Here is a 20919-nt window from a genome sequence, read left to right as displayed (position 1 = left end):
GCCCTCCTTCTCCCATCCGGACTTTCACCGTCGGCCCCGGAATTCCACCGGGTCGGGCCCCTTTAGGGGCTTCGCGGGCTTTCACCGCCGGTGGGGACTTCCACCCCGCCCCGAAGGAGGTGCTCAAGGCACCAGCCTCACTTTAGCAGGTCTAGGGAAGTAGGGATGTCCCCAGGACACCGTCCCGCGCCCACCGGCAAAAGGAGGGGGGCGCCCGAAGGCGCCCCCTTCTGGTGGAGGTGGGGGGAGTTGAACCCCCGTCCGAAAGTCCCTACGGCGGGCTTCTACGCGCGTAGTCCGCGTTTTGGAAGTCCTCCTGGCTTAGCCCGCGGACGGGCGACCAGGAGCAAGCCCCGCTTGGGTTTCGCCTAGGGCTACGGGGCCTTGCCCAGGGCTAGCCGGGTTTTTGTCCCCGCTTCCGGTGAGCCCCCGGCAGGGCTACCGGGCGGGGTCGCGGTCATTAAGCCGCGAGGGCGTAGTTGGTGTTGGCAGTTATGCCGTTGCGGGTTTTTACGGTCACGCCCTTTTGGGCGTACCTACGAGGCCACCCGCACCTCGGCGCGCCGCCACGCCTTCGGCGACCCCCGTCGAGACCGTTCACCCCCATGTGTGGGCCGGGTTCGGACCGGCAAGCTTGAGTGTACCAGACTAAAGGGGTTGTAGTCAAGGGGCCCTTGGGTGTAAACTGGCGGCAGTGCTCCCAAGGGAGGGGGGTGGGTGGAAGCCCACCCTTCCTTTGTGAAGGGAGGTGGGGAGGTGCCCGTGGACCTTTGGCGGTTGGTGGAAGAGGCGGTGGAGCCCCTGGACCTCGAGGTCCTGGAGGTCAAGGAAGCCCCTGGGGAGGTCTTGGTGCGGCTGGAGCGCAAGGACGAGCGGCCCATCCGCGTGGCCGAGCTGGAAGCGGCAAGCCGCGCCATAGAGGCGGTCCTGGACCGGGAAGACCCCATCCCGGGAAGCTACCGCCTCCTGGTGGAGTCCCCCGGGCCCCGAAGGCCCCTCTTCACCCGCCGCCACTTTGAGCGCTTCCAGGGCCTTAAGGCCAAGGTGCCGGGGCCCGGGGGGTTCGTGGGGCGCATCCTCCGGGTGGAGGAGGACGAGGTGGTCTTCCAGGTGGGACAGGAGGAGAAGCGCCTTAGGATCGGCACCTTCCGCGCCAACCTCGCCGAGTGGCCCGAGGAGCCGAGATAGGAGGAAGGATGAACCGGGATTTCGTACAAGCCATGCAGCAGCTGGCCCTGGAACGGGGCGTAAGCACCGAGGAGATCCTCGAGGCCTTCAAGGAAGCCCTGCGCAAGGCCTACATAAAAAGACAAAAAGGGTACAAAAAGGAGGAGGTAGACGCCGGAAAGGGGCCCGAGGTGGACGTCTACATCGACCCCCAGACGGGCCGCATCGAGATGGTGGAGGTCCGCCGGGTGGTGGAGAAGGTGGAGGACCCCGACAAGGAGATCGCCCTGGCCGAGGCCCTGGAGTACGACCCCGAGGTCCAGGTGGGGGACGAGATGGAGTTTCCCATTGACCCCGAGGGCCTTTCCCGCATGGCCATCCAGGACCTGCGGCAGATCCTCACCCAGCGCCTCAAGGAGTCGGAACGCAACCGCATCTTCAACGAGTACAAGGACAAGGAGGGCCAGGTCCTCACCGGGGTGGTGACCCGGGTGGACAACCGGGGGAACGTCTTCGTGGACCTGGGCCGAGGGGAGGCCTACCTGCCCAAGAGCGAGCAGATCCCCACCGAGCGCTACTACCCCGGGCAGCGCCTCAAGGTCTACCTCAAGAAGGTGGACCGCTCCGCCAAGGGCCCCTCCCTCATCGTGAGCCGGGCCCACGAGGAGCTTTTGAAGCACCTCCTGAAGCAGGAGGTGCCCGAGATCGCCGAGGGCATCGTGGAGATCAAGGCCGTGGCCCGGGAGCCGGGGCGGCGGAGCAAGGTGGCGGTGATGAGCCACAACCCCAACGTGGACCCCATCGGGGCCTGCATCGGCCACAAGGGGCAAAGGATCCAGGCGGTCTCCGCCGAGCTGGGCCGGGAGAAGGTGGACATCATCCTCTGGTCCAAGGACCCCAAGGAGTTCATCAAGAACGCCCTCTCCCCCGCCCAGGTGGGCTCCATCGAGCTGGACCCCGAGGCCAAGAAGGCCAAGGTGAAGGTCACCAAGGACCAGCACTCCCTGGCCATCGGCACCGGCGGCCAAAACGTCCGCCTGGCCTCCAAGCTCACCGGCTACGACATCCACTTTGAGGAGGCGGAGATCTCCGACCTGGACGAGGCCATCCGCAAGGCCGCCCAGGAGGAGGCGGAGGCCCCAAGCCGGGCCAAGGAGGAGTTCGAGAAGCTCTTCCGGGACCTCGGATGAGGCACGTTCCCCTGCGCATGTGCGTGGCCTGCCGAAAGAGGCGGCCCAAGGGGGAGCTTCTTCGCATCCTGCTCACGGAAACCGGGTTCCAGCTGGACCCCAGCGGCAAGCTCCCGGGCCGGGGGGCCTACGTCTGCCCCGACAACCCGGAGTGCTGGACGGAGAAAAAGCTCCGGCGCTTCGCCGGAGGCCGGGCCAAGGCGCTTTCCGAAGCCCTTTTGGCCCAGTTAGGAGGTAAGGATGGCCAAAATACGCATCTACCAGCTGGCTAAAGAGCTGGGCATGAAAAACGAGGAGCTTTTGGAGCTCCTGGACCAGATGGGGGTGCCCTACAAGTCCCACGCCTCCACCCTGAGCGAGGAGGACGCGGAGGCGGTGCGGGAGCTCGTCAAGGAGCAACGGGGGCTCCAGGAGAAGCTGGCCGAGGAAGAGCGCCGGAAAAGCCTCCCAAGGCGCCCTCCCGTGGTGGTCATCATGGGCCACGTGGACCACGGGAAGACCACCCTCCTGGATTACCTCCGCAAAAGCCGCATCGCCGAGAAGGAGGCGGGGGGGATCACCCAGCACGTGGGGGCCTTTGAGGTGAAGACCCCCGGGGGAACCGTGGTCTTCATCGACACCCCCGGGCACGAGGCCTTCACCACCATAAGGCAGCGGGGAGCCAGGGTGGCGGACATCGCCATTATCGTCATCGCCGCCGACGACGGCATCATGCCCCAGACGGACGAGGCCATCGCCCACGCCAAGGCGGCCGGGGCCAAGCTCATCTTCGCCATCAACAAAATCGACCTGCCCCAGGCCGACCCCGAAAAGGTGAAGCGCCAGCTTATGGAGCGGGGCTTCGTCCCCGAGGAGTACGGCGGCGACGCTATCGTGGTGCCCATCAGCGCCAAGACGGGCCAGGGGGTGCAGGACCTCCTGGAGATGATCCTCCTCTTGGCCGAGCTGGAGGACTACCGGGCCGACCCCAACGCCGAGCCCAAAGGGGTGATCCTGGAGTCCAAGCTGGACAAGCAGGCCGGGGTCATCGCCAACATGCTGGTGCAGGAAGGGACCTTCCGCGTGGGGGACTACGTGGTGGCCGGGGAGGTCTTTGGGCGCATCCGGGCCATGATGGACGCCGACGGCCACCAGCGGAAGGAGGCGGGGCCGGGAAGCGCGGTCCAGGTCCTGGGCTTCCAGGAGCTCCCCCACGCCGGGGATGTGGTGGAGTGGGTGCCGGACCTCGAGGCCGCCAAGGAGATCGCCGAGGAGCGGAGGGAGGAAAGGAGGGCCAAGGAGGAGGCGGAAAAGGAGCGCCGCCCCAAGACCATGGCCGACCTTTTGCGGAACCTGCAGGAGGAGGGGAAGAAGGAGGTCCACCTCATCCTCCGGGCCGACACCCAGGGCTCCCTCGAGGCCATCCAGCACATCCTGGCCCGGGAGAGCACCGAGGACGTGAAGATCCACGTGCTCCTGGCCCAGGTGGGCGCCCCCACCGAGTCGGACGTCCTCTTAGCCCAGACGGCGGGAGCGGCCATTTTGGCCTTCGGGGTCAACCCCCCGGGCGCGGTGAAGAAGAAGGCCGAGGAAAAGGGGGTCCTCCTCAAGACCTTCCGCATCATCTACGACCTCATCGACGAGGTCCGGAGCATGGTGAAGGGAAAGAAGGAGCCCCAGTACAAGGAGGAGGTCCTGGGCCGGGCCGAGGTGCGGGCCGTCTTCCGCCTGCCCACGGGCAAGCAGGTGGCGGGGTGCATGGTCCTCCAGGGCCGGATCCCCCGGAACGCCGAGGTGCGGGTGCTGCGCAAGGGGCAGGAGATCTGGAAAGGCCGCATCGGAAGCCTCAAGCGTTTCAAGGAGGACGTGCGGGAGGTGGCCCAGGGGTACGAGTGCGGCCTGGGCCTCGAGGGCTTTGACGAGTTCCAGGAAGGGGACATCGTGGAGGCCTTCCAGCTTGTGGAGGTGCCCGCCTAGGGGAAAGGGCGGTATCGCCGTGGCCAAGCCTGGGAAAACATGGGGTGTGATTCGGGGAGGCGCGGCCCTTTTGGGGGCCTTGGCCCTCCTCCTCCAGGGGGTGCTCCTCCCCTCCCCCCGGGCCAAGGAGGAGGCGGGCCTGGCTTCGGGGAGCGTGGCGGTGGTCCTCAAGGAGGACCGCACCCCTTCCCTCCCTCTCCCCCTCCTGCCCGCCAGGGCGGAAAGGAGCCCCACCCAGGCCCCCAAGGCCCAGGCTCTCGCCCCCTCTCCCCCCGCCGCCCCCACCCCCGGGAGGCCCCTTTACCTCCTCTTCCGCCGTCTGCAGCTGGAGGGGGGCTAATACCATGGCGCCCGCATGGGGGCCCCGGTAAAAACGATCCGCAGGACCCCCATCTCGGGTATCCCATGTTGCGGCGGGCACGCAAGCGCCCCGCTCCGGTTGGAAGGCTTCCAAAGGTACTAGGCCAAGAAGAGCATCTAGCTAAGGCCCAGCGGGTCCGTTTCTGCCCCGCTTGTGCCGGGACGAAAAGGAGCTGGTGATGAACCGAAAGTGGACCACAGGACTCTCCCTCCTCGCCCTCTTCCTGGGGGCTTTGCTCCTGGTCTGGAAGCCCTGGGCCCCCCAGGAGCCCAAGATCAAGCTCGGGTTGGACCTCAAGGGGGGGTTGCGCATCCTCCTCGAGGCCGCCGTGGAAAACCCCACCCCTGACGACCTGGAAAAGGCCCGGGCCGTCCTGGAAAACCGCATCAACGCCCTGGGGGTGGCCGAGCCCCTCATCCAGATCCAGGGCCAGAAGCGCATCGTGGTGGAGCTTCCGGGCCTCTCCCAGGCGGACCAGGACCGGGCCCTGAAGCTCATCGGCCAGCGGGCGGTGCTGGAGTTCCGCATCCTCAAGGAGGGGGCCACGGGCACCACCGTGGCCCAGATCAACCAGGCCCTCCGGGAAAACCCCCGCCTGAAGCGGGAGGACCTGGAGAAAGACCTCATCAAGCCGGAAGACCTCGGCCCTCCCCTTCTCACGGGGGCGGACCTGGCCGACGCCCGGGCGGTCTTTGACCAGTTCGGCCGCCCTCAGGTCTCCCTCACCTTCACCCCGGAGGGGGCCAAGAAGTTTGAGGAGGTGACCCGGGCCAACGTGGGCAAGCGGCTCGCCATCGTCTTGGACGGCAAGGTCTACACCGCCCCCGTGATCCGCCAGGCCATCACCGGGGGGCAGGCGGTCATAGAAGGGCTTTCGGGCCTGGAGGAGGCCAGCGAGATCGCCCTCGTCCTCCGTTCGGGCGCCCTGCCCGTCCCCCTCAAGGTGGTGGAGATCCGGGCCATCGGCCCCACCCTGGGCCAAGACGCCATCCAGGCGGGGATCCGCTCCGCCCTCATCGGCACCCTGGCCATCTTCCTCCTCATCTTCGCCTACTACGGCCTCCACCTGGGGCTCGTGGCCTCTTTGGGCCTGATCTACACCTCGGCCCTCATCCTGGGCCTCCTCTCGGGCCTCGGGGCCACCCTGACCCTCCCCGGCATCGCCGGCCTGGTGCTCACCCTGGGAGCGGCGGTGGACGGAAACGTGCTCTCCTTTGAACGGATCAAGGAGGAGCTAAGGGCCGGGAAAAAGTTCCGCCAGGCCATCCCCGAGGGCTTCCGGCACTCCACCCTCACCATCCTGGACGTAAACATCGCCCACCTCCTGGCGGCCGCCGCCCTCTACCAGTACGCCACGGGCCCCGTGCGGGGCTTCGCCGTGATCCTGGCCATCGGGGTGCTGGCCAGCGTCTTCTCCAACCTGGTCTTCAGCCGCTACCTCCTGGAGCGCCTGGCGGACCGGGGGGAGATCCGCCCCCCCATGTGGCTGGTGGACCCCCGCTTCAACTTCATGGGTCCCGCCCGGTACGTCACCGTGGCTACCCTCCTCCTGGCGGTTCTGGCGGCGGGGGCCGTCCTCAGCAAGGGCTTCAACTACTCCATCGACTTCACCGGGGGCACCGCCCTCACCCTAAGGGTGGGTCCCGAGGTGAAGGTGGACACCCTCCGGCGCTTCCTGGAGGAAAAGGGCTTCCCCGCCAAGGAAGCGGTGATCACCGAGGTCCAGGCCCCCACCGCCCTCGCCAAGGAGTTTTCCGTCAAGCTGCCTCCCCTTTCGGACGAAAAGCGCCTGGAGCTGGAGCGGCTCTTCTCCTCGGAGCTCAAGGCCCTCGTCCTCACCTCGGAGACCGTGGGGCCGGCCATCGGTTCGGAGCTAAGGCAGAACGCCCTCATGGCGGTTTTGGTGGGGCTCGGGCTCATCCTCATCTACGTGGCCTTCCGCTTTGACTGGACCTTCGGGGTGGCCAGCGTCCTGGCCGTGGCCCACGACGTGGCCATCGTGGCGGGGATGTATAGCCTTTTGGGCCTGGAGTTCTCCATCCCCACCATCGCCGCCCTCCTCACCGTGGTGGGCTATTCCATCAACGATTCCATCGTGGTCTCGGACCGCATCCGGGAAAACCAGAAGCTCCTCCGGGGGCTTCCTTACGCCGAGCTCGTCAACCGCTCCATCAACCAGACCCTCTCCCGCACGGTGATGACCAGCCTCACCACCCTTCTCCCCATCCTCGCCCTCCTCTTCCTGGGGGGAAGCGTCCTCCGGGACTTCGCTCTGGCCATCTTCGTGGGCATCTTCGTGGGGACCTACAGCTCCATCTACGTGGTGAGCGCCCTGGTGGTTTTCTGGAAACAGATGCGAAAACGGCGGGACCAGAAGGCCGCCTAAGGCTCGAGCCCACCCCTCCTAAGCACCCCACCGCGGCCTTCGCCGCGGTGGGGGCCCCCAAAACGCCTTCTCCCGGCCCTGGTTCGGGCACCCCATAAGCGCAGGCGCTTAGGGGCGGCCTTTCTCGGCCTGAACCCTGCGCCCAAGGCCAAGCTCCTCCAGGGCTTTTTGGTGCAGGCGGAGGCCCTCCTCGTAGGCGGGCGTCCCCTTAAGGCGCAGGAGGGTCTTCTCGTCCAGGGGGTCCAGGCGCAAGGCCCGAAGCCAGTCCTCGGGGTGGGGGCTCTGGAGCAGGGCCCGCCGCCGCTCCTCCAGCCAGGCCCGGGACTCCTCATCCAGAAGAGGGTGGTCCAGGCCGGCGTAAGGGGGTGCTAGGGGCGCCTTAGGGTCTTGGAGGTCCAGGTAGAGCTCGGGGGCCTCCTGGGAAAGCCCATAGGGACGGGTGCGGAGGAAGTAAGGGGCTACCCCCTTGGGGCGGCCAGGTTCCAGGGCGCTCACCACCTCCCACCAGAGGACGCGGAACTCCCCCGGGGTGACCTCCAAGGCCTCGAGGAGGTCGTCCTTCTCCCAATCCCTGAGGGTCAGGAGGGCCAGAAGAAGCCGGGCCTTCTCCCGCCGGAAGCGGACGGGCCGTCCCTCCACCCTGACGGAAAACCCTCCCAGAGCCCGGATTTCCACCCGCACCCCCGGGTGGTAGGGCACCCCAAGCCGGCCTAGACGCCAGAGGGCCCGGCGCACCCGGGAAAGCGGGGGGGCGAAGAGGGTACGCCCGGCCAGGAAGGGGTAGCGGGCCAGGAGGCCCTCCCAGCCGTCGGCGAAGGGGTAGGCCTCGGCCACCTCCCGAAGGAAGGGATCCAGGAGCTCTAAGGGAGGGAGGGGAAAGGCCTCCCCCCGCCTGAGCCAGGCCAGGGCCACCACCAGGGTCAGGAAGCCCTCCACCCAGAGGTCCCCCGAGGCCCGGGCCAGGCGCACCATCTCCCCGTAGGCCTCCCGGTAACCCAAGGCCGCCAGACCCCCTAGGGCCTCCACCTGGAGCCGGGCCGGTCCCCCCTCGGCCAAGGCCAAAGCCGCCCGGTAGGCGGCCTCTGCCTCCTGCCGGCGGTCCAAGGCCAAAAGGGCGTGCCCCCGGCGGGCCTCCGCCAGGCTCACGCCGAAGGGGCTGCCCAAAACCTCGGCCTCAAAGCGCCCCCTTTCCGCCCAGCGCAAGCCCTCCTCGGCGTCCCCGGCCACGCACTCCAGAAGGGCCCGGAGGAGGCTTCCTTCCCGGTGGTTTTGCGGAGGGCGGTGGAGGCCGGGATCCTTCACCCCTTGGAGGAAGGCCAAGGCCTCCTCGGGCCTCCCCTGGCGCAGGAGGACCCGGGGGCCCGAAAGGCCCAGGGCGCTGGCCTCCTGGGGCCGGCCCTCGTTGAGGAGGTTTTCCGCGAGAAGGGGTTCGGCCTCCCCGGGGAAGCGGCGCAGGGCCTCCTCCAGGTAGGGCCTGGCCCGGGCGGGTTCCACCGTGTCCAGGAAGAGGCGGACGAGGCCGAGGTAGGCCCTCTCCTCCCCGGCCTCGAGGGCCTGGTGGTAGGCGGCCTCGGCCTCCTGGTACCTCCCGGCCTGGCGCAGGGCCTCGGCCTCGAGGACAAGAAGCCCCCTCCTCCCTTGCCGCACACCCTGGGGGAGATGGGCAAGCAGGCGCAGCACGGTGTAGGTGAGGCCCCGTTCCAGCCAGGCCTGCCCTTCCCGCAGGAGGAGGTCGGCGGCGTGGCCGAAGCGGCCCGCCTCCAGCAAGAACTCCGCCGCCCGCACCCCCTCGCCCCGGAGGAGGGCCCCCTGGGCGGCCTCCGCCAAAAGGGCCCGGGCTTCCGCCTCCGGCAGAAGGGCCTTGAGGGCGCTCCGCACCAAGGGGTGGAAGGCCAGCCTTCCCTCCTTCCTTTCCAAGAGGAGATCCTCGGCATAGGGCAGGAGGTCCTGGGCCTCCTCCTCGGCCACCTCGCCGAGGAGGGCCAGCCGGGCCGCCCGCTCCAAAAGCCCCTGGGGAAGGCCGTAGGCCAGGTAGGCCAGGAGGCCCTCCCCGCTCTCCAGGGCCAGCTCCGGCTTGAGCCCCCGGCGCATGGCCAGAAGGAGCACCCGGAGGCCCAAAGGCCAGCCCCGCACCAGGGAAAGGGCCCTCTCCACCTCAAAGGCGGGCACCTCCGGGGCCAGGGCCTTGGCCAGGGCGCAGGCCTCCTCCGGGTCAAAGGCGAGCTCCTTTTCGGAGAACACCGTGAGGAAGGCGAAAGGGGCGGCTCTTCGGGAAAGGAGGAGGAGGCGCAGGGAGGGCAGGCGCAAGAGCCCCTGCAACACCCGCACCACCCCCGGGCTTTCCGCCCGGTGGGCCTCGTCCAGGACCAGGTAGTGGGCCCCCAAGGGGGCGAGGGCCTCCAGGAAGACCTCCAGGGCGCGGGGCCAGGCCCCGGCTTCCAAAAGGGCCGCCGCCTCCTCCAGGGCCACCCGGCCCCGATAGGCGGCGAGGAGGTGCCAGAGGAACACAGCGGGGTCCTTGGCCTCCTCGGCCAGGGCTACGTAAACCCCGGGGAGCTCGGCGGCCAGGCTGGTCTTCCCGTACCCTGCCCCCGCCGCCAGAACCACCCCCGGGCTTCTGCTAAAAGCCTCCTCCATAAGGCGCAAGGGCCGCAGGCGGCGCACCTCGCGGGCGGTGCGGGGGGGAAGGAGCCGGGAAGGGGGGATGGGGTAGGGCATTTTCCCCATTATCCTCCGGGGAGCAGACCCTCACCCGTGTAACGGGCGTGTAACACCCCCCCTCTACCCTGAAGGCAGATGTTCGTGCGGAGCCTAGGGGTCTACCTGCCCGAGGGACGGATGACGGCGGAAGAGGTGGCCGCCCTTTCCGGCCTGCCCCCGGAGGTGGTGCGGGAAAAGCTGGGGATTCTGGAGAAACCCATTCCCGGCCCCGAGGACCACCCGGCGGAGATGGCCGCCTGGGCCGCGAAGGAAGCCCTGAGGAAGGCGGCCCTCCCCGGGGAAGCGGTGGACTGGGTGGTCTCCATCGTGGAGGAGCACAAGGACTACCCCGTCTGGGCCACCGCCCCCTACCTGGCCCTAAAGGTGGGGGCCTCCCGGGCCAAGGGCATGGACCTGAACCAGAAGTGTGCCTCCTTCCTCGGGGCCCTCGATGTGGCCCGGGGGCTCTTCGCCACCCGGAAGGAGGTGGGGGTGGTCCTGGTGGCGGGGGGCTACCGCAACGGCGACCTGGTGGACTACCAGGACCCCCATGCCCGCTTCCTCTACGACCTGGCCGCAGGGGGGGCCGCGGCGGTCCTCACCCGGGAAGGCCCTGGCCTTAAGCTTTTGGGCCTCGCCCACCGCATGGACCCCGAGCTGGCCCTTTCGGTGAAGGTGCCCGTGGGGGGGACCCGGGCCCCCCTCACCCCGGAGAACCTCTCCCAGTACCGCCTGCGGGTGGAGGACCCCGAAGGGATGAAGCGGAGGCTGGACGCCACCTCCATCCCGAGCTTCCTCGAGGTCATCCGGGAGGCCCTGGCGGAGGCGGGCTACACCGAGGCCGACCTGGACTACCTGGCCCTCCTCCACATGAAGCGCTCCGCCCACCATGCGGTGCTCCAGGGGCTCGGCCTCTCCGGGGCCCAGTCCATCTACCTGGAGCGCTTTGGGCACCTGGGCCAGCTGGATCCCATCCTCTCCCTGAGGCTGGCCTGGCGGGAGGGAAGGCTCAAGGAAGGGAGCCTGGTGGCCCTGGCGGCGGCCGGGGTGGGGTACTTCTACGGGGCCGCCGTTTTGCGCTTGGAAGGAGGGCTGGATGCTTAACCCCAACTGGCTCGGCCGCCTCGCCGCCTACCACCCCAAAAGGCCTGCCCTCTGGTTCCGCGGCACCTGGCTCACCTACGGGGAGCTCTACCAAAGGGCCAGGAAGGCGGCCGGGTTCCTGCGGGGCCTGGGGGTAACCAAGGGGGACCGGGTGGGGCTCATCGCCTGGAACCACCCCGCCTATCTGGACCTCCTCTTCGCCGGGCCCCTCCTCGGCCACATCCTCACCCCCTTCAACCACCGCCTAAGCCTCCCCGAGCTCCAGGCCCTCCACGCCTACACCGGGTCCAAGGCGCTCTTCTACGGGGAAGGGTTCCAGGAGGTGGCCCTGGCCCTGGACCCGGGGGCGCTCCCCCTCGAGGCCCTCCTGGAGGGGGAGGAGGCCCCCGAGGAGGTGCGGGTGGACCTGGAAGACCCCGCCCTCCTCCTCTTCACCGGGGGGACCACGGGGCTGCCCAAGGGGGCCCTCCTCCCCTACCGCCAGCTTCTGGTAAACGCCCTGGAGACCGCCTTCGCCTGGGGCCTTTCCCGGGAGGAACGGTACATCCTCGCCACCCCCATGTTCCACGCCGCCCTCAACGCCCTCGCCACCCCTCTCCTCTACCTAGGGGCCCAGGTGGTGGTGGAGGAGCGCTTCCGCGCCGAGGAGTACCTGGAGCTCGTGCGCCTCCACCGGCCCACCGTCCTCTTCCTGGTCCCCACCATGTACCAGATGCTCCTCGAGGCCCAGGCCTTCGCGGCAACGGACCTCTCCTCGGTGCGCTTCGCCATCTCCGGCGGGGCCCCCTGCCCCACCCCCGTGCGGGAGGCCTTCCGCAAGCGGGGGGTGCGCTTCAAGCAGGGGTACGGCCTCACGGAGTGCGGCGTGAACTGCTTCACCTTTGAGCTGGAGGAGGCCGAGGGCTACCCGGAGAGCGTGGGCCGGCCCATGCCCCACCTCTGGGCCCGGCTGGTGCGGGAGGACGGGAAGGAGGCGGGGGTGGGGGAAGCCGGGGAGCTTTGGCTTGCGGGGAGCGTGGTGATGAAGGGCTACTTCCGCCGCGCGGAGGAGAACGAAAAGGTCTTCGTCTGGGACGGGGAGAGGCTTTGGCTTAGGACCGGGGACCTGGCCTACCGGGACGAGGGGGGGAGGTTCTACATCGTGGGCCGGAGGAAGGAGATGTTCATCTCCGGCGGGGAGAACGTCTACCCGGTGGAGGTGGAGCGGGTCCTCTACGACCACCCGGCGGTGAAGGAGGCGGCGGTGGTGGGGGTGCCCGACCCCCGGTGGGGCGAGGTGGGGGCGGCCTTCGTGGTGCTCCGCGAGCCGGTCCCGGCCGAGACCTTAAGGACCTTCCTCAGGGAGCGCCTCGCCGGATACAAGGTGCCCAAGCACCTGGTCTTCCTGGAGGAGCTCCCCAAGACGGGGCCGGGCAAGGTGCAGAAGGAGGCCTTGAAGAGGCTTTGGGAGGAACGGTATGGCCAAGCTTAGGCACCGCCTGGAAGGGGAAGGCCCCCCCGTGGTGCTTCTGAACGGGATCTTCCAGCGCCTGGAGAGCTGGGACCCCGTCCTTCCCCACCTCACGGGGTTCACCCTCCTCCGCTACGACATGCGGGGCCAGGGGGAAAGCGAGGCCCCGGAAGGGGCCTACACCCCCGAGGCCCACGCCGAGGACCTCCTGGACCTCCTGGACCGGTTGCGCTGGAAGGAGGCCGTTCTGGTGGGGCTTTCCAACGGGGGTATCGTGGCCATGACCCTGGCCCTTCGCGCCCCGGAGCGGGTCCGGGCCCTGGTCCTCGCCTGCACCACCCCCTACCTGGACGCCGCCCTCCGGGCCAAGGTGGAAAGCTGGCTCCACGCCCTCCGGGCCGGGGGCACGGCCTTGCGCCTCCGGGTGGCCCTCCCCTGGGTCTTCGGCAGGAGCTTCCTGGAGGCCCACCCCGAGCTTCTCGCCGAGGAGGGGCTAAGAGGCCTCGCCGCCCAGGCGCCCACGAAAACCGCCCAGGAAAGGCTCCTTCTGGGCTTCCTCGCCCTGGAGGACTTAAGGCCCCGCCTTAAGGCCCTCGCCCTCCCCGCCCTGGTCCTCTACGGCACGGAAGACCTGCTCTTCCCCAAGGCCTACGCCCTGGACCTGGCGGAGGCCCTGAGGGCGAGGCTAGAACCCCTCCCCGCGGGGCACGCCGCCCCCCTCGAGGCCCCCCTGGCCTTCGCCCAGGCCGTTCGCGCCTTTTTGGAGGAGGTGTATGCTTAGGTATCTGGAAGCGGGAAGCGGCACGCCCGTGGTGCTCGTTCACGGCAACTTCGCCTGCAAGGAGTGGTGGCGGGGCCTCCTCGAGGACCCTCCCCAAGGGGCAAGGCTCCTCGCCCCGGACCTCCCGGGCTTCGGGGAAAGCCCCGCCCCCCAGGGCTTCACGCCCTCCATCCCTGCCTACGCCCAGGCCCTGCGGGACTTCCTGCGGGAGCTGGGGGCGGAGGAGGCCATCCTCGTGGGCCACTCCCTGGGCGGGGCGGTGGCCATGGAGGCGGCGGGCGAGGGGACGAGGGGGCTTGTCCTCATCAACGCCGCTCCCCCTTCGGGCCTCTTTACCCCGGAGGCCTACTACCCTATCCTGGAGTCTTACCGGGAAAACCGGGAGGCCCTGGAACAGGCCCTCACCGCTATGGCCCCCACCCAAAGGCCCCCCTGGTTCGGCGAGCTCGTGGACTGCGCCCAGAGAATGCATCCCGCCCACTACAAGGGAAACGCCCGGGCCCTCGCCCTCTGGCGGGCAGGCCGGGCCTACGAGGGGCCGGTCCTCGTCCTCTACGGGGCCCTAGACCCCTTGATCTCCCGGGAAATGGCCGAGGCCACGGCCCGCTTCTTCCCCCAGGGGAAGCTTCGGGTCCTGGAAGGGGTGGGCCACTCCTTGAACCTGGAGAACCCCGGGCTTCTCAAGGCCATCCTGGAAGGCTTTCTGGAGGAGGTGGCGGGATGAGGTTCCGAGTCGGCGACCGGGCGAGCTACACCCAGACCCTCTCCGAGGCCCACGTGGCCCTCTTCGTGGGGGCGGTGGGGGACACCAACCCCCTCCACGTGGACGAGGCCTACGCCAAGCGAAGCCGCTTCGGCGGCCGCATCGCCCAGGGGATCCTGGTGGCGGGCCTCATCTCCACGGTGATCGGCACCAAGCTCCCCGGGGTGGGGGCCATCTACCTCTCCCAGACCCTCCGCTTCCTGAAGCCCACCTACCTGGGGGACACCGTCACCGCCACCGCCATCGTCAAGGCGGTGCGGGAGCGGGAAAAAGGGGGGTATGTCCTCACCCTGGAAACTTTCTGCGAGAACGAGCGCGGGGAGCGGGTGATTGAGGGCGAGGCGGTGGTGCTCTACGAGGAACCTGAGGGCCTAGCGCCCTAGGTGAAGATAAGGAGGTAGGCGATGAAAAAACTTCTGGTGGGATTGGCGCTCGTGCTCGGCGCGGCTTGGGCCCAGACGCCGCTCAAGGTGGGGGTCATCCTCCCCCTCTCGGGCCCCTCGGCCGTGGCGGGGAAGGCGGCCCTAAACGGCATCCAGCTCGCTGCCGACGAGGCGAACGCGGGGGGCAAGGTGCGGATGGAGCTGGTGGTGGTGGACGACGGCACCGATCCCAGCAAGGCCGTCCCCGCCTTCACCAAGCTCATGACCGTGGACCGGGTGGACCTCGTCATCGGGGGCCTGGCGAGCGGGGTCACCTTTGCCCTCTCCGGCCCCGTGAAGCAGTACGGCCCCCTCTTCCTGGCCATCGGCGCGGCGAGCTCCGTGGTGGAGCAGGCCTTTGAGGGCTACCCCCTCTTCTTCCACTACCACCCCTGGGACTACCACAACGTGGCCGCCGCCCTCCAGTTCTTCCAGTACCTAAACCGGGAGCACGGGGCGAAGAAGGTGGCCATCCTCTACGAGGACGGGCCCTTCGGCTCCGCCGGGATCAAGGTCTACCAGGAGCAGCTCAAGAAGCTGGGGTACGAGGTCCAGGCCGAGCCCTACAAGACGGGAAGCGGCCAGTTCACCCCCATCCTCACCCGCTTCCGGGCCTTCCAGCCCGACATCCTCTACTGGATCGGCTACGATGTGGACGCCCTGCCCATCGCCGCCCAGGCCCGGCAGGTGGGGCTTAAGCCCAAGCTCATCTACGGGGCCCCGCCCTCCTGGCCCGTGGGCTTTGAGAAGAACCCCCTCTCCCAGGACGTGGCGGGCATGACCGCCTGGCTTCCCACCCTCTCCAGCCTCGAGTCCCGCCGCTTCGTGGAGGCCTACCGGAAAAAGTACGGGGAGGTGACGGAGGAGTACATGGCCCCCATGGGCTACGTCATCGCCAAGAGCCTGGCCTTGGCGGCGGAGCGGGCGGGAAGCGCCGACAAGAACCGCATCGCCGAGGCCCTGGCCACATTAAACATGGGTACCCCCTTCGGCAGGCTCAGCTTCAAGCCCTCGGACACGGGGAAGACCCGGTACCAGGGCTTCGGCCCCGAGATCTGGCTCCAGTTCCAGTACATCCAGGGGACCCGTAGGCCCGTCTTCCCCAAGGAGAAGGCCAGCGTTCCCCTCCGCTACCCCGGGGAGTACTACCTGCGGTAAGGCCCGCCCCCCAGGGAGAAACGCATGGAGCTTTTCGCCCAGACCCTTCTCAACGGCGTGCTGATGGCCGGGGTCTACGCCCTGGTGGCCACGGGCCTCGCCCTCTCCCTGGGGGTGGTGGGCATCGTCAACTTCGCCCACGGGGAGTTCCTCATGCTCGGGGCCTACCTCTCCTACCTGCTCTTCGCCTTCCGCGGCGTGGACCCCCTCCTTTCCCTGGGCCTCGCCTTCCTGGCCGCCTTCCTGGTGGGCGCCTTGACCTACCACGGCCTGATCCGCCCGGTGCTCAGGGCCCCGGAGCTCAACCAGATGCTCCTCACCTTCGGCCTCTCCGTCTTCCTGCAGAACCTGGCCCTCCTCCTCTTCGGGGCGGACACCCGGGTGGTGGCCCCGCCCTACCAGGCGGCCACCCTCGCCCTGGGCCCCTTCTTCCTGGGGGCGGTGCCCCTCGGGGCCTTCCTCCTCTCCCTGGCCCTCCTTCTCCTCCTGCAGGCCTTCCTCACCCGAAGCCGCCTGGGGCTTGCGGTGCGGGCCGTGGCCCAGAACCGCCTGGCCCCGGGGCTTTTAGGGATAGAGGCGGAGGCGGTCTACCTCCTGGCCTTCGGCCTCTCGGCCGCCCTGGCCGGGGCCGCGGGGGTGATGCTCTCGGTGATGCTCTACGCCAGCCCCACGGTGGGCTTCCTTTTCACCCTGAAGTCCTTCGCCATCGTGGCCTTGGCGGGGCTCGGGAACCTTAAGGGGGTAATCCCGGCGGCTTTGGTCCTGGCCCTGGCCGAGGCCCTGGTGAGCACCTACGTCCCCGGGGGCGGGGGGCTGGTGGAGGCCGTCTTCTTCCTGGTGCTCTTCCTGGCCCTGGTGGGCCGGGCCTGGAGGGCGGCATGAGGGGGGTTTTCGCCTTCCTCCTCCTCTTCGCCCTCCTCCCCTTTCTCCCCTTGGGGGTGTGGCGGGCCTTCCTCCTGGACGTGGGGCTTTTCGTCCTCCTCTTCACCGCCTTGGCCCTCTCCTGGGACCTGGTGGCGAGGACGGGCCAGCTCTCCCTCGCCCACGGGGCCTTCTTCGGCCTCGGGGCCTACGGCACGGGCCTCCTCCTCCCCCACCTGGGCACCCTCCCCGCCCTGGCCCTGGGTGCCCTCCTCGCCGGGCTCGGCGCCCTCCTCCTGGGCTCGGTGACCCTGAGGCTCCACGGCCTCTACTTCGCCATTGCCAGCCTGGCTTTCAGCGAGGTCCTCCGCACCCTGGCCCTAAAGCTCCCCTTCACGGGCGGGCCCATCGGCCTCCCCGTGCCCCCGCCCTTCGGGGGCGGCCTGCCCTTGGCGGGCTACTACCTGGCCTTCGCCGTCCTCGCCCTGGCGGTGGCCCTGAGCCTCTGGGCGGAGAAAAGCCCCTTCCGCTTGGCCCAGGCCGCCTGCCGCCAGTCGGAGGCGGTGGCCCGGGTCCTGGGGGTACGGGTGGTGCGGGTGAAGCTCCTCTCCCTCTTCTTGGGAAGCCTGGTGGCCGGGCTTACCGGTGGGGTGTACGCCGTGAAGGCCCTCTTCCTAAGCCCCTACGAGGCCTTCAGCCTGGCCCGGGCGGTGGAGGCCCTGGTGATCCCCATCTTCGGGGGCCTCTACACCACCTTGGGGCCCCTCTTGGGTGGGGTGGTCCTGGTGGGGCTGGAGCAGGCCTTGCGGCTTTGGATCCAGGAGGGCTACCTGGTGGTGTACGGGGCGCTCCTGGTCCTCGCCATCCTCTTCCTGCCCAAGGGCCTCCTCGGGCTTCTGGGAGGGCGGCGTGGCTAGGGTCCTCGAGGTCCAAGGGGTCAGCAAGCGCTTCCTCGGCCTCCAGGCCCTCAAGGAGGTGAGCCTTTACCTGGAGGAGGGGGAGATCCTCGCGGTCATCGGCCCCAACGGGGCGGGAAAGAGCACCCTCCTCAACGTGATCTCCGGCCTCCTCCGCCCCGATTCCGGAAGGGTCCTCCTCCTGGGAGAAGACGTCACCCGCCTTCCCCCCGAGGCCCGCACCCACCGGGGCCTGGGCCGGGCCTTCCAGATCGTGGAGCCCTTGCCCGAGCTCACGGTGCGGGAAAACCTCCTGGTGGGGGCCCTCTTCGGCAAGCCAAAAACTTCCAAGCAGGAGGCGGAGGCCTGGGTGGACCAGGTGCTGGAGCTCACCGGGCTCGCCCCCAGGGCCGAGGCCTTGGCCTCGGAGCTCACCCTGCTCGAGGACAAGCGCCTAGAGCTCGCCCGTGCCCTGGCCACGAAGCCCAAGGTCCTCCTCCTGGACGAGGTCATGGCGGGCCTAAGGCCCAAGGAGGCCCAGGAGGCGGTGGGGCTGATCCGGAGGGTCCGGAATAGCGGGGTCTCCATCCTCTTCATTGAGCACCTGATGCCCGTGGTCAAGGCCCTGGCCGACCGGGTGGTGGTCCTGGACCACGGGGAGAAGATCGCCGAGGGACCCTACGAGGAGGTGGCCCGAGAGCAAGGGGTGCGGGAGGCCTATCTGGGGAGGCGGGCATGAGGCTGGAGGTCCAGGCCCTGGAAACCGGCTACGGCAAGGCCCAGGTCCTCTTCGGGGTGGGCCTGGAGGTGGAAGCAGGGGAGCTCGTGGCCCTCCTCGGGGCGAACGGCGCGGGCAAGACCACCCTCCTCCGCGCCCTCTCGGGCCTCCTCCGCCCCTGGAAAGGCGGCGTCCTCCTGGGCGGAAAGGACCTTAGGGGCCTTTCCCCGGCAAGGAGGGCCCGGATGGGTCTCGGCCACGTCCCTGAGGGGAGGCAGCTTTTCCCCCTCATGACCGTGGAGGAGAACCTGAGGCTCGGGGCCGCCTTTCTCGCCCCCGGGCGGGAGAAGGAGGGGTACGAGCGGGTCTACGCCCTATTTCCCCGGCTCCTTGAGCGCAGGCGGCAGCTTGCGGGGACGCTCTCCGGAGGGGAGCAGCAGATGCTCGCCATCGGCCGGGCCCTCATGGGCTTTCCCCGGATCCTCCTGGTGGACGAGCCTTCCTTGGGGCTTTCCCCTAGGCTTGCCGAGGAGGTGCTCCTGGCCCTGAAGGAGGTGGCCCGCAGGGGGGTAGGGGTGCTCCTCGTGGAGCAGAACGTGGCCCTCTCCCTAGAGGTGGCGGAAAGGGGCTACGTCCTGGAGCACGGCCGCGTGGTCCTGGAAGGCCCCGCCCAGGCCCTGGCCCAGGACTCGAGGGTGCGGGAGGCGTACCTTAGCCTGTAGGAGGCCCATATGGGAGGTTTTTCGGGAAGGACGGTCCTGGTCACCGGCGCGGGAAGCGGCATCGGCCTCACCATGGCGAGGGCCTTCGCCCGAGAGGGGGCGAGGGTTCTGGTCCACGACGTGCGGGACGCCTCGAGGCTCGCCGAGGAACTTTCCGGGGTCTTCCTCCAGGCGGACCTCGCCGACCCCAAAGAGGTGGAGGCCCTGGGCAAGGAGGCGGCGGCCATGGGCGTGGACGTCCTGGTGAACAACGCCGGCTTCCAGCACATCGCCCCCGTGGAGGAGTTCCCCCTGGAGGTCTGGCAGCGGATGCTCCAGGTGATGCTCACCGCCCCCTTCCAGCTCACCCAAGCCCTCCTCCCCGGGATGAAGCGCAGGGGCTGGGGCCGGATCCTGAACATTGCCAGCATCCACGGCCTGGTGGCGAGCCCCTTTAAAAGCGCCTACATCTCGGCCAAGCACGGCCTCATCGGCCTCACGAAGACGGTGGCCCTCGAGGCCGGGCCTTATGGCGTCACGGCGAACGCCATCGCCCCCGCTTACGTCCGCACCCCCCTGGTGGAGGGCCAGATCCAGGACCAGACCAAGACCCTGGGGATCCCCCCCGAGGAGGTGGCGGAGAAGGTCTTCCTGGCCCAGGCGGCCATCAAGCGCCTCATAGAGCCCGAAGAGGTGGCCGAGCTCGCCCTCTTCCTGGCCTCGGAGAAGGCCAGCGCCATCACCGGGGCCGTCTTCCCCATAGACCTGGGCTGGACGGCCCGCTAACGGACGGCCCTAAGGGGGAGGCCCTCCTCCCTGGCCCAGGCCTCCCAGGCCTGGGCGGGCCTTTGGGCGAAGAAGGCGCAGAGGGCCCCGTAGAGGGGGTTTTCCTCCCGGGCCGGGCTAAAGGCGGCTTCCAGGAGCCCGGGAAGCCCCGCCTTCCAGCAGAAGCGGGCCCAGAGGTGGGGCTCGAGGGCCGCCAAGGCCACCTCCCCCTCCCTCGCCCGGTAGACCCCGTAGCAGAGGACCGAGCCGTCCAGGAAGGGAATGGAGGGATAGGCCACGGACTTCACCGCCTGGGCGAGGGCCACCTCGTAGAACCCGCCCCCCAGGAAGAGGCCCTTGAGGGCGGCGAGGGCCAGGGCGTAGGCCCCCGCCAGGTCGGCGAACTGGAAGGCCCGCCAGGGGAAACGGCCCAAAAGCCCCGCCTCGGCCAGGTAGGTGAGGTCGTGGCCGGGGTCGGGGGCGTCCTTATAGCCCCGGAGGCGGAGGTAGACCAGGCGGGGGTTCTCGGCCAGAAGCGCTTCGGGCCCCAGGCCGAGCCTCTCCATCGCCCCCGGGCGGTTGGACTCCAGGAGGACGGCCGCCTCCTCCACCAGGGCCAGAAGCCGCGCCCTCCCCTCCTTTGCCTTCAGGTCCAGGCGGAGGACCTCCTTGCCTTCGCTCAAAAAGCGGTAGGCCTCGGGAACCAGGGCCTCTAGGGGACTCCACCTTGAGGACGGGAAAGCATCTCCAAGAGGAGCCTTCCCGCCAAAGGCCCGGGCAGAAGCCGGGTGAGGTCCAAGACCTTACCGGGGGGCCATGCGGAGGGCGCCATCCAACCGGATCACCTCCCCGTTCAGCATGGGGTTTTCCAGGGTGTGGAGGACGAGGGCGGCGTACTCCTCGGGGCGGCCGAGCCTCGGGGGAAAAGGGACCTGGGCCGCCAGGGAGGCCTTGGCCTTTTCCGGAAGCCCCTGGAGGAGGGGGGTGTCAAAGAGGCCCGGGGCGAGGGTCACCACCCGGATCCCCCACTCGGCAAGCTCCCGGGCTGCGGGCAGGGTGAGGGCCACCACGCCCCCCTTGCTCGCCGCGTAGGCCGCCTGGCCGATCTGCCCCTCAAAGGCGGCTACGCTCGCCGTGTTCACGATCACCCCTCTTTGGCCCTCGGCATCGGGAGGGTTTTCCCGCATGGCCCAGGCGGCGAGGCGCAAGACGTTGAAGGTGCCGAGGAGGTTCACCTCCAGAACCCGGCGGAAGCGCGCCAGGTCGTGGGGGCCTTCCCGGCCCAGGATCTTCTCGGCGAGGCCGATTCCGGCGGCCTGGACCACGGCAAAGAGGGGGGCTTCCTCCTGGGCCCTCGCCACCGCCTGAGCCACGTCCTCCTCCCGGGTCACGTCCCCTTCTACGTAGACCAGGTCCTCCTCCCCCCGCTTGAGGTCCAGGACCACCACCCGGTAGCCCCTCGCCTTCAAGGCCAGGGCCGCCGCCCGCCCGAGCCCCGAGGCCCCGCCCGTCACCAAGGCGCTCCGCTCCATCAATCCCT

19 protein-coding genes, 1 other RNA gene, 1 pseudogene and 1 riboswitch are annotated in these 20919 nt (G+C 69.1%); of the genes and pseudogenes, 17 read left to right on the top strand and 4 right to left on the bottom strand.

Annotated elements, in window-relative coordinates; all coding sequences use genetic code 11:
* Positions 1 to 122: riboswitch (FMN riboswitch) on the bottom strand.
* A gap of 109 nt (positions 123 to 231) precedes the next feature.
* Positions 232 to 605, bottom strand: a transfer-messenger RNA (tmRNA) gene (gene ssrA / locus ACY5J6_RS04475).
* Between the two features lie 157 nt (positions 606 to 762).
* Here ssrA and rimP point away from each other — a divergent pair.
* The 6 genes from rimP to secD all read left to right on the top strand — a co-directional run bounded on the left by rimP (position 763) and on the right by secD (position 7060).
* Entirely contained in the window at positions 763 to 1188 is a 426-nt protein-coding gene (gene rimP / locus ACY5J6_RS04470; protein ID WP_462846493.1) for a ribosome maturation factor RimP, read from the top strand.
* 8 nt (positions 1189 to 1196) lie between these two features.
* Positions 1197 to 2357, top strand: a complete 1161-nt coding sequence (gene nusA / locus ACY5J6_RS04465) for a transcription termination factor NusA (RefSeq protein WP_462846158.1) — start codon at positions 1197 to 1199, stop codon at positions 2355 to 2357.
* Complete coding sequence (locus tag ACY5J6_RS04460; RefSeq protein ID WP_462846157.1) at positions 2354 to 2629, top strand: YlxR family protein; 276 nt, start codon at positions 2354 to 2356, stop codon at positions 2627 to 2629. Before nusA ends, ACY5J6_RS04460 begins: the two co-directional genes overlap by 4 nt.
* Positions 2598 to 4313: a translation initiation factor IF-2 gene (gene infB, locus ACY5J6_RS04455; protein WP_462846156.1), complete on the top strand. Its 1716-nt coding sequence runs from the start codon at positions 2598 to 2600 to the stop codon at positions 4311 to 4313. Before ACY5J6_RS04460 ends, infB begins: the two co-directional genes overlap by 32 nt.
* A 46-nt stretch (positions 4314 to 4359) precedes the next feature.
* Positions 4360 to 4653, top strand: a complete 294-nt coding sequence (locus tag ACY5J6_RS04450) for a hypothetical protein (RefSeq protein ID WP_462846155.1) — start codon at positions 4360 to 4362, stop codon at positions 4651 to 4653.
* A gap of 199 nt (positions 4654 to 4852) precedes the next feature.
* A complete protein-coding gene (secD, locus tag ACY5J6_RS04445) occupies positions 4853 to 7060 on the top strand; it encodes a protein translocase subunit SecD (protein WP_462846154.1) in 2208 nt (735 codons plus the stop codon).
* A gap of 108 nt (positions 7061 to 7168) precedes the next feature.
* Here the strand turns inward: secD and ACY5J6_RS04440 are convergent, their stop codons facing one another.
* Positions 7169 to 9778, bottom strand: a complete 2610-nt coding sequence (locus ACY5J6_RS04440) for a hypothetical protein (protein WP_462846153.1) — start codon at positions 9776 to 9778, stop codon at positions 7169 to 7171.
* Positions 9779 to 9856: 78 nt separating this feature from the next.
* Here ACY5J6_RS04440 and ACY5J6_RS04435 point away from each other — a divergent pair, with 78 nt between their 5' ends.
* The 11 genes from ACY5J6_RS04435 to ACY5J6_RS04385 are packed head-to-tail and all read left to right on the top strand — an operon-like array spanning position 9857 to position 19400.
* Positions 9857 to 10864, top strand: coding sequence for a 3-oxoacyl-ACP synthase (locus ACY5J6_RS04435; protein ID WP_462846152.1), 1008 nt, complete (start codon positions 9857 to 9859; stop codon positions 10862 to 10864).
* Positions 10857 to 12335: a class I adenylate-forming enzyme family protein gene (locus ACY5J6_RS04430; protein WP_462846151.1), complete on the top strand. Its 1479-nt coding sequence runs from the start codon at positions 10857 to 10859 to the stop codon at positions 12333 to 12335. Before ACY5J6_RS04435 ends, ACY5J6_RS04430 begins: the two co-directional genes overlap by 8 nt.
* Entirely contained in the window at positions 12322 to 13095 is a 774-nt protein-coding gene (locus ACY5J6_RS04425; protein ID WP_462846149.1) for an alpha/beta fold hydrolase, read from the top strand. Before ACY5J6_RS04430 ends, ACY5J6_RS04425 begins: the two co-directional genes overlap by 14 nt.
* On the top strand, positions 13088 to 13819 hold the full coding sequence (locus ACY5J6_RS04420; protein WP_462846147.1) for an alpha/beta fold hydrolase: 732 nt from the start codon (positions 13088 to 13090) through the stop codon (positions 13817 to 13819). Before ACY5J6_RS04425 ends, ACY5J6_RS04420 begins: the two co-directional genes overlap by 8 nt.
* A complete protein-coding gene (locus ACY5J6_RS04415) occupies positions 13816 to 14241 on the top strand; it encodes a MaoC family dehydratase (protein ID WP_462846145.1) in 426 nt (141 codons plus the stop codon). Before ACY5J6_RS04420 ends, ACY5J6_RS04415 begins: the two co-directional genes overlap by 4 nt.
* A gap of 21 nt (positions 14242 to 14262) precedes the next feature.
* Positions 14263 to 15438, top strand: coding sequence for an ABC transporter substrate-binding protein (locus ACY5J6_RS04410; protein WP_462846143.1), 1176 nt, complete (start codon positions 14263 to 14265; stop codon positions 15436 to 15438).
* A 24-nt stretch (positions 15439 to 15462) separates the two neighbouring features.
* Positions 15463 to 16320, top strand: coding sequence for a branched-chain amino acid ABC transporter permease (locus ACY5J6_RS04405; protein WP_462846142.1), 858 nt, complete (start codon positions 15463 to 15465; stop codon positions 16318 to 16320).
* Entirely contained in the window at positions 16317 to 17216 is a 900-nt protein-coding gene (locus ACY5J6_RS04400) for a branched-chain amino acid ABC transporter permease (protein ID WP_462846141.1), read from the top strand. Before ACY5J6_RS04405 ends, ACY5J6_RS04400 begins: the two co-directional genes overlap by 4 nt.
* Positions 17209 to 17934: an ABC transporter ATP-binding protein gene (locus ACY5J6_RS04395; protein WP_462846140.1), complete on the top strand. Its 726-nt coding sequence runs from the start codon at positions 17209 to 17211 to the stop codon at positions 17932 to 17934. The genes ACY5J6_RS04400 and ACY5J6_RS04395 overlap by 8 nt, the downstream gene beginning before the upstream one ends.
* The gene (locus ACY5J6_RS04390; RefSeq protein WP_462846139.1) at positions 17931 to 18635 is read left to right on the top strand and encodes an ABC transporter ATP-binding protein; all 705 of its coding nucleotides are present in this window, start codon (positions 17931 to 17933) and stop codon (positions 18633 to 18635) included. Before ACY5J6_RS04395 ends, ACY5J6_RS04390 begins: the two co-directional genes overlap by 4 nt.
* Before the next feature lie 9 nt (positions 18636 to 18644).
* Positions 18645 to 19400: a 3-hydroxybutyrate dehydrogenase gene (locus ACY5J6_RS04385; RefSeq protein ID WP_462846137.1), complete on the top strand. Its 756-nt coding sequence runs from the start codon at positions 18645 to 18647 to the stop codon at positions 19398 to 19400.
* Here ACY5J6_RS04385 and ACY5J6_RS04380 read toward each other — a convergent pair.
* Together ACY5J6_RS04380 and ACY5J6_RS04375 are read right to left on the bottom strand one after the other, a co-directional pair.
* Positions 19397 to 20211 (bottom strand): annotated as a pseudogene (locus ACY5J6_RS04380) (CoA transferase). The gene ACY5J6_RS04385 and the pseudogene ACY5J6_RS04380 overlap by 4 nt on opposite strands.
* Positions 20183 to 20911 carry an SDR family NAD(P)-dependent oxidoreductase gene (locus ACY5J6_RS04375; RefSeq protein ID WP_462846136.1) on the bottom strand — a complete coding sequence of 243 codons (729 nt, stop codon included), beginning with the start codon at positions 20909 to 20911 and terminating at the stop codon, positions 20183 to 20185. The pseudogene ACY5J6_RS04380 and the gene ACY5J6_RS04375 overlap by 29 nt, the downstream one beginning before the upstream one ends.
* Positions 20912 to 20919: the final 8 nt, after the last annotated feature.

The sequence above is a fragment of the Thermus sp. H19.2 genome, assembly GCF_054979525.1.
This window is presented reverse-complemented; position numbering and strand designations above follow the sequence as displayed.

Coding starts and splice junctions, on each gene's coding strand:
- ACY5J6_RS04385 (WP_462846137.1), top strand. CDS start 18,645: ATGGGAGGTTTTTCGGGAAGGACGGTCCTGGTCACCGGCGCGGGAAGC.
- nusA (WP_462846158.1), top strand. CDS start 1,197: ATGAACCGGGATTTCGTACAAGCCATGCAGCAGCTGGCCCTGGAACGG.
- ACY5J6_RS04460 (WP_462846157.1), top strand. CDS start 2,354: ATGAGGCACGTTCCCCTGCGCATGTGCGTGGCCTGCCGAAAGAGGCGG.
- ACY5J6_RS04405 (WP_462846142.1), top strand. CDS start 15,463: ATGGAGCTTTTCGCCCAGACCCTTCTCAACGGCGTGCTGATGGCCGGG.
- ACY5J6_RS04390 (WP_462846139.1), top strand. CDS start 17,931: ATGAGGCTGGAGGTCCAGGCCCTGGAAACCGGCTACGGCAAGGCCCAG.
- ACY5J6_RS04440 (WP_462846153.1), bottom strand. CDS start 9,778: ATGCCCTACCCCATCCCCCCTTCCCGGCTCCTTCCCCCCCGCACCGCC.
- ACY5J6_RS04400 (WP_462846141.1), top strand. CDS start 16,317: ATGAGGGGGGTTTTCGCCTTCCTCCTCCTCTTCGCCCTCCTCCCCTTT.
- secD (WP_462846154.1), top strand. CDS start 4,853: ATGAACCGAAAGTGGACCACAGGACTCTCCCTCCTCGCCCTCTTCCTG.
- ACY5J6_RS04375 (WP_462846136.1), bottom strand. CDS start 20,911: ATGGAGCGGAGCGCCTTGGTGACGGGCGGGGCCTCGGGGCTCGGGCGG.
- ACY5J6_RS04425 (WP_462846149.1), top strand. CDS start 12,322: ATGGCCAAGCTTAGGCACCGCCTGGAAGGGGAAGGCCCCCCCGTGGTG.
- ACY5J6_RS04430 (WP_462846151.1), top strand. CDS start 10,857: ATGCTTAACCCCAACTGGCTCGGCCGCCTCGCCGCCTACCACCCCAAA.
- ACY5J6_RS04415 (WP_462846145.1), top strand. CDS start 13,816: ATGAGGTTCCGAGTCGGCGACCGGGCGAGCTACACCCAGACCCTCTCC.
- ACY5J6_RS04420 (WP_462846147.1), top strand. CDS start 13,088: ATGCTTAGGTATCTGGAAGCGGGAAGCGGCACGCCCGTGGTGCTCGTT.
- ACY5J6_RS04410 (WP_462846143.1), top strand. CDS start 14,263: ATGAAAAAACTTCTGGTGGGATTGGCGCTCGTGCTCGGCGCGGCTTGG.
- infB (WP_462846156.1), top strand. CDS start 2,598: ATGGCCAAAATACGCATCTACCAGCTGGCTAAAGAGCTGGGCATGAAA.
- ACY5J6_RS04435 (WP_462846152.1), top strand. CDS start 9,857: ATGTTCGTGCGGAGCCTAGGGGTCTACCTGCCCGAGGGACGGATGACG.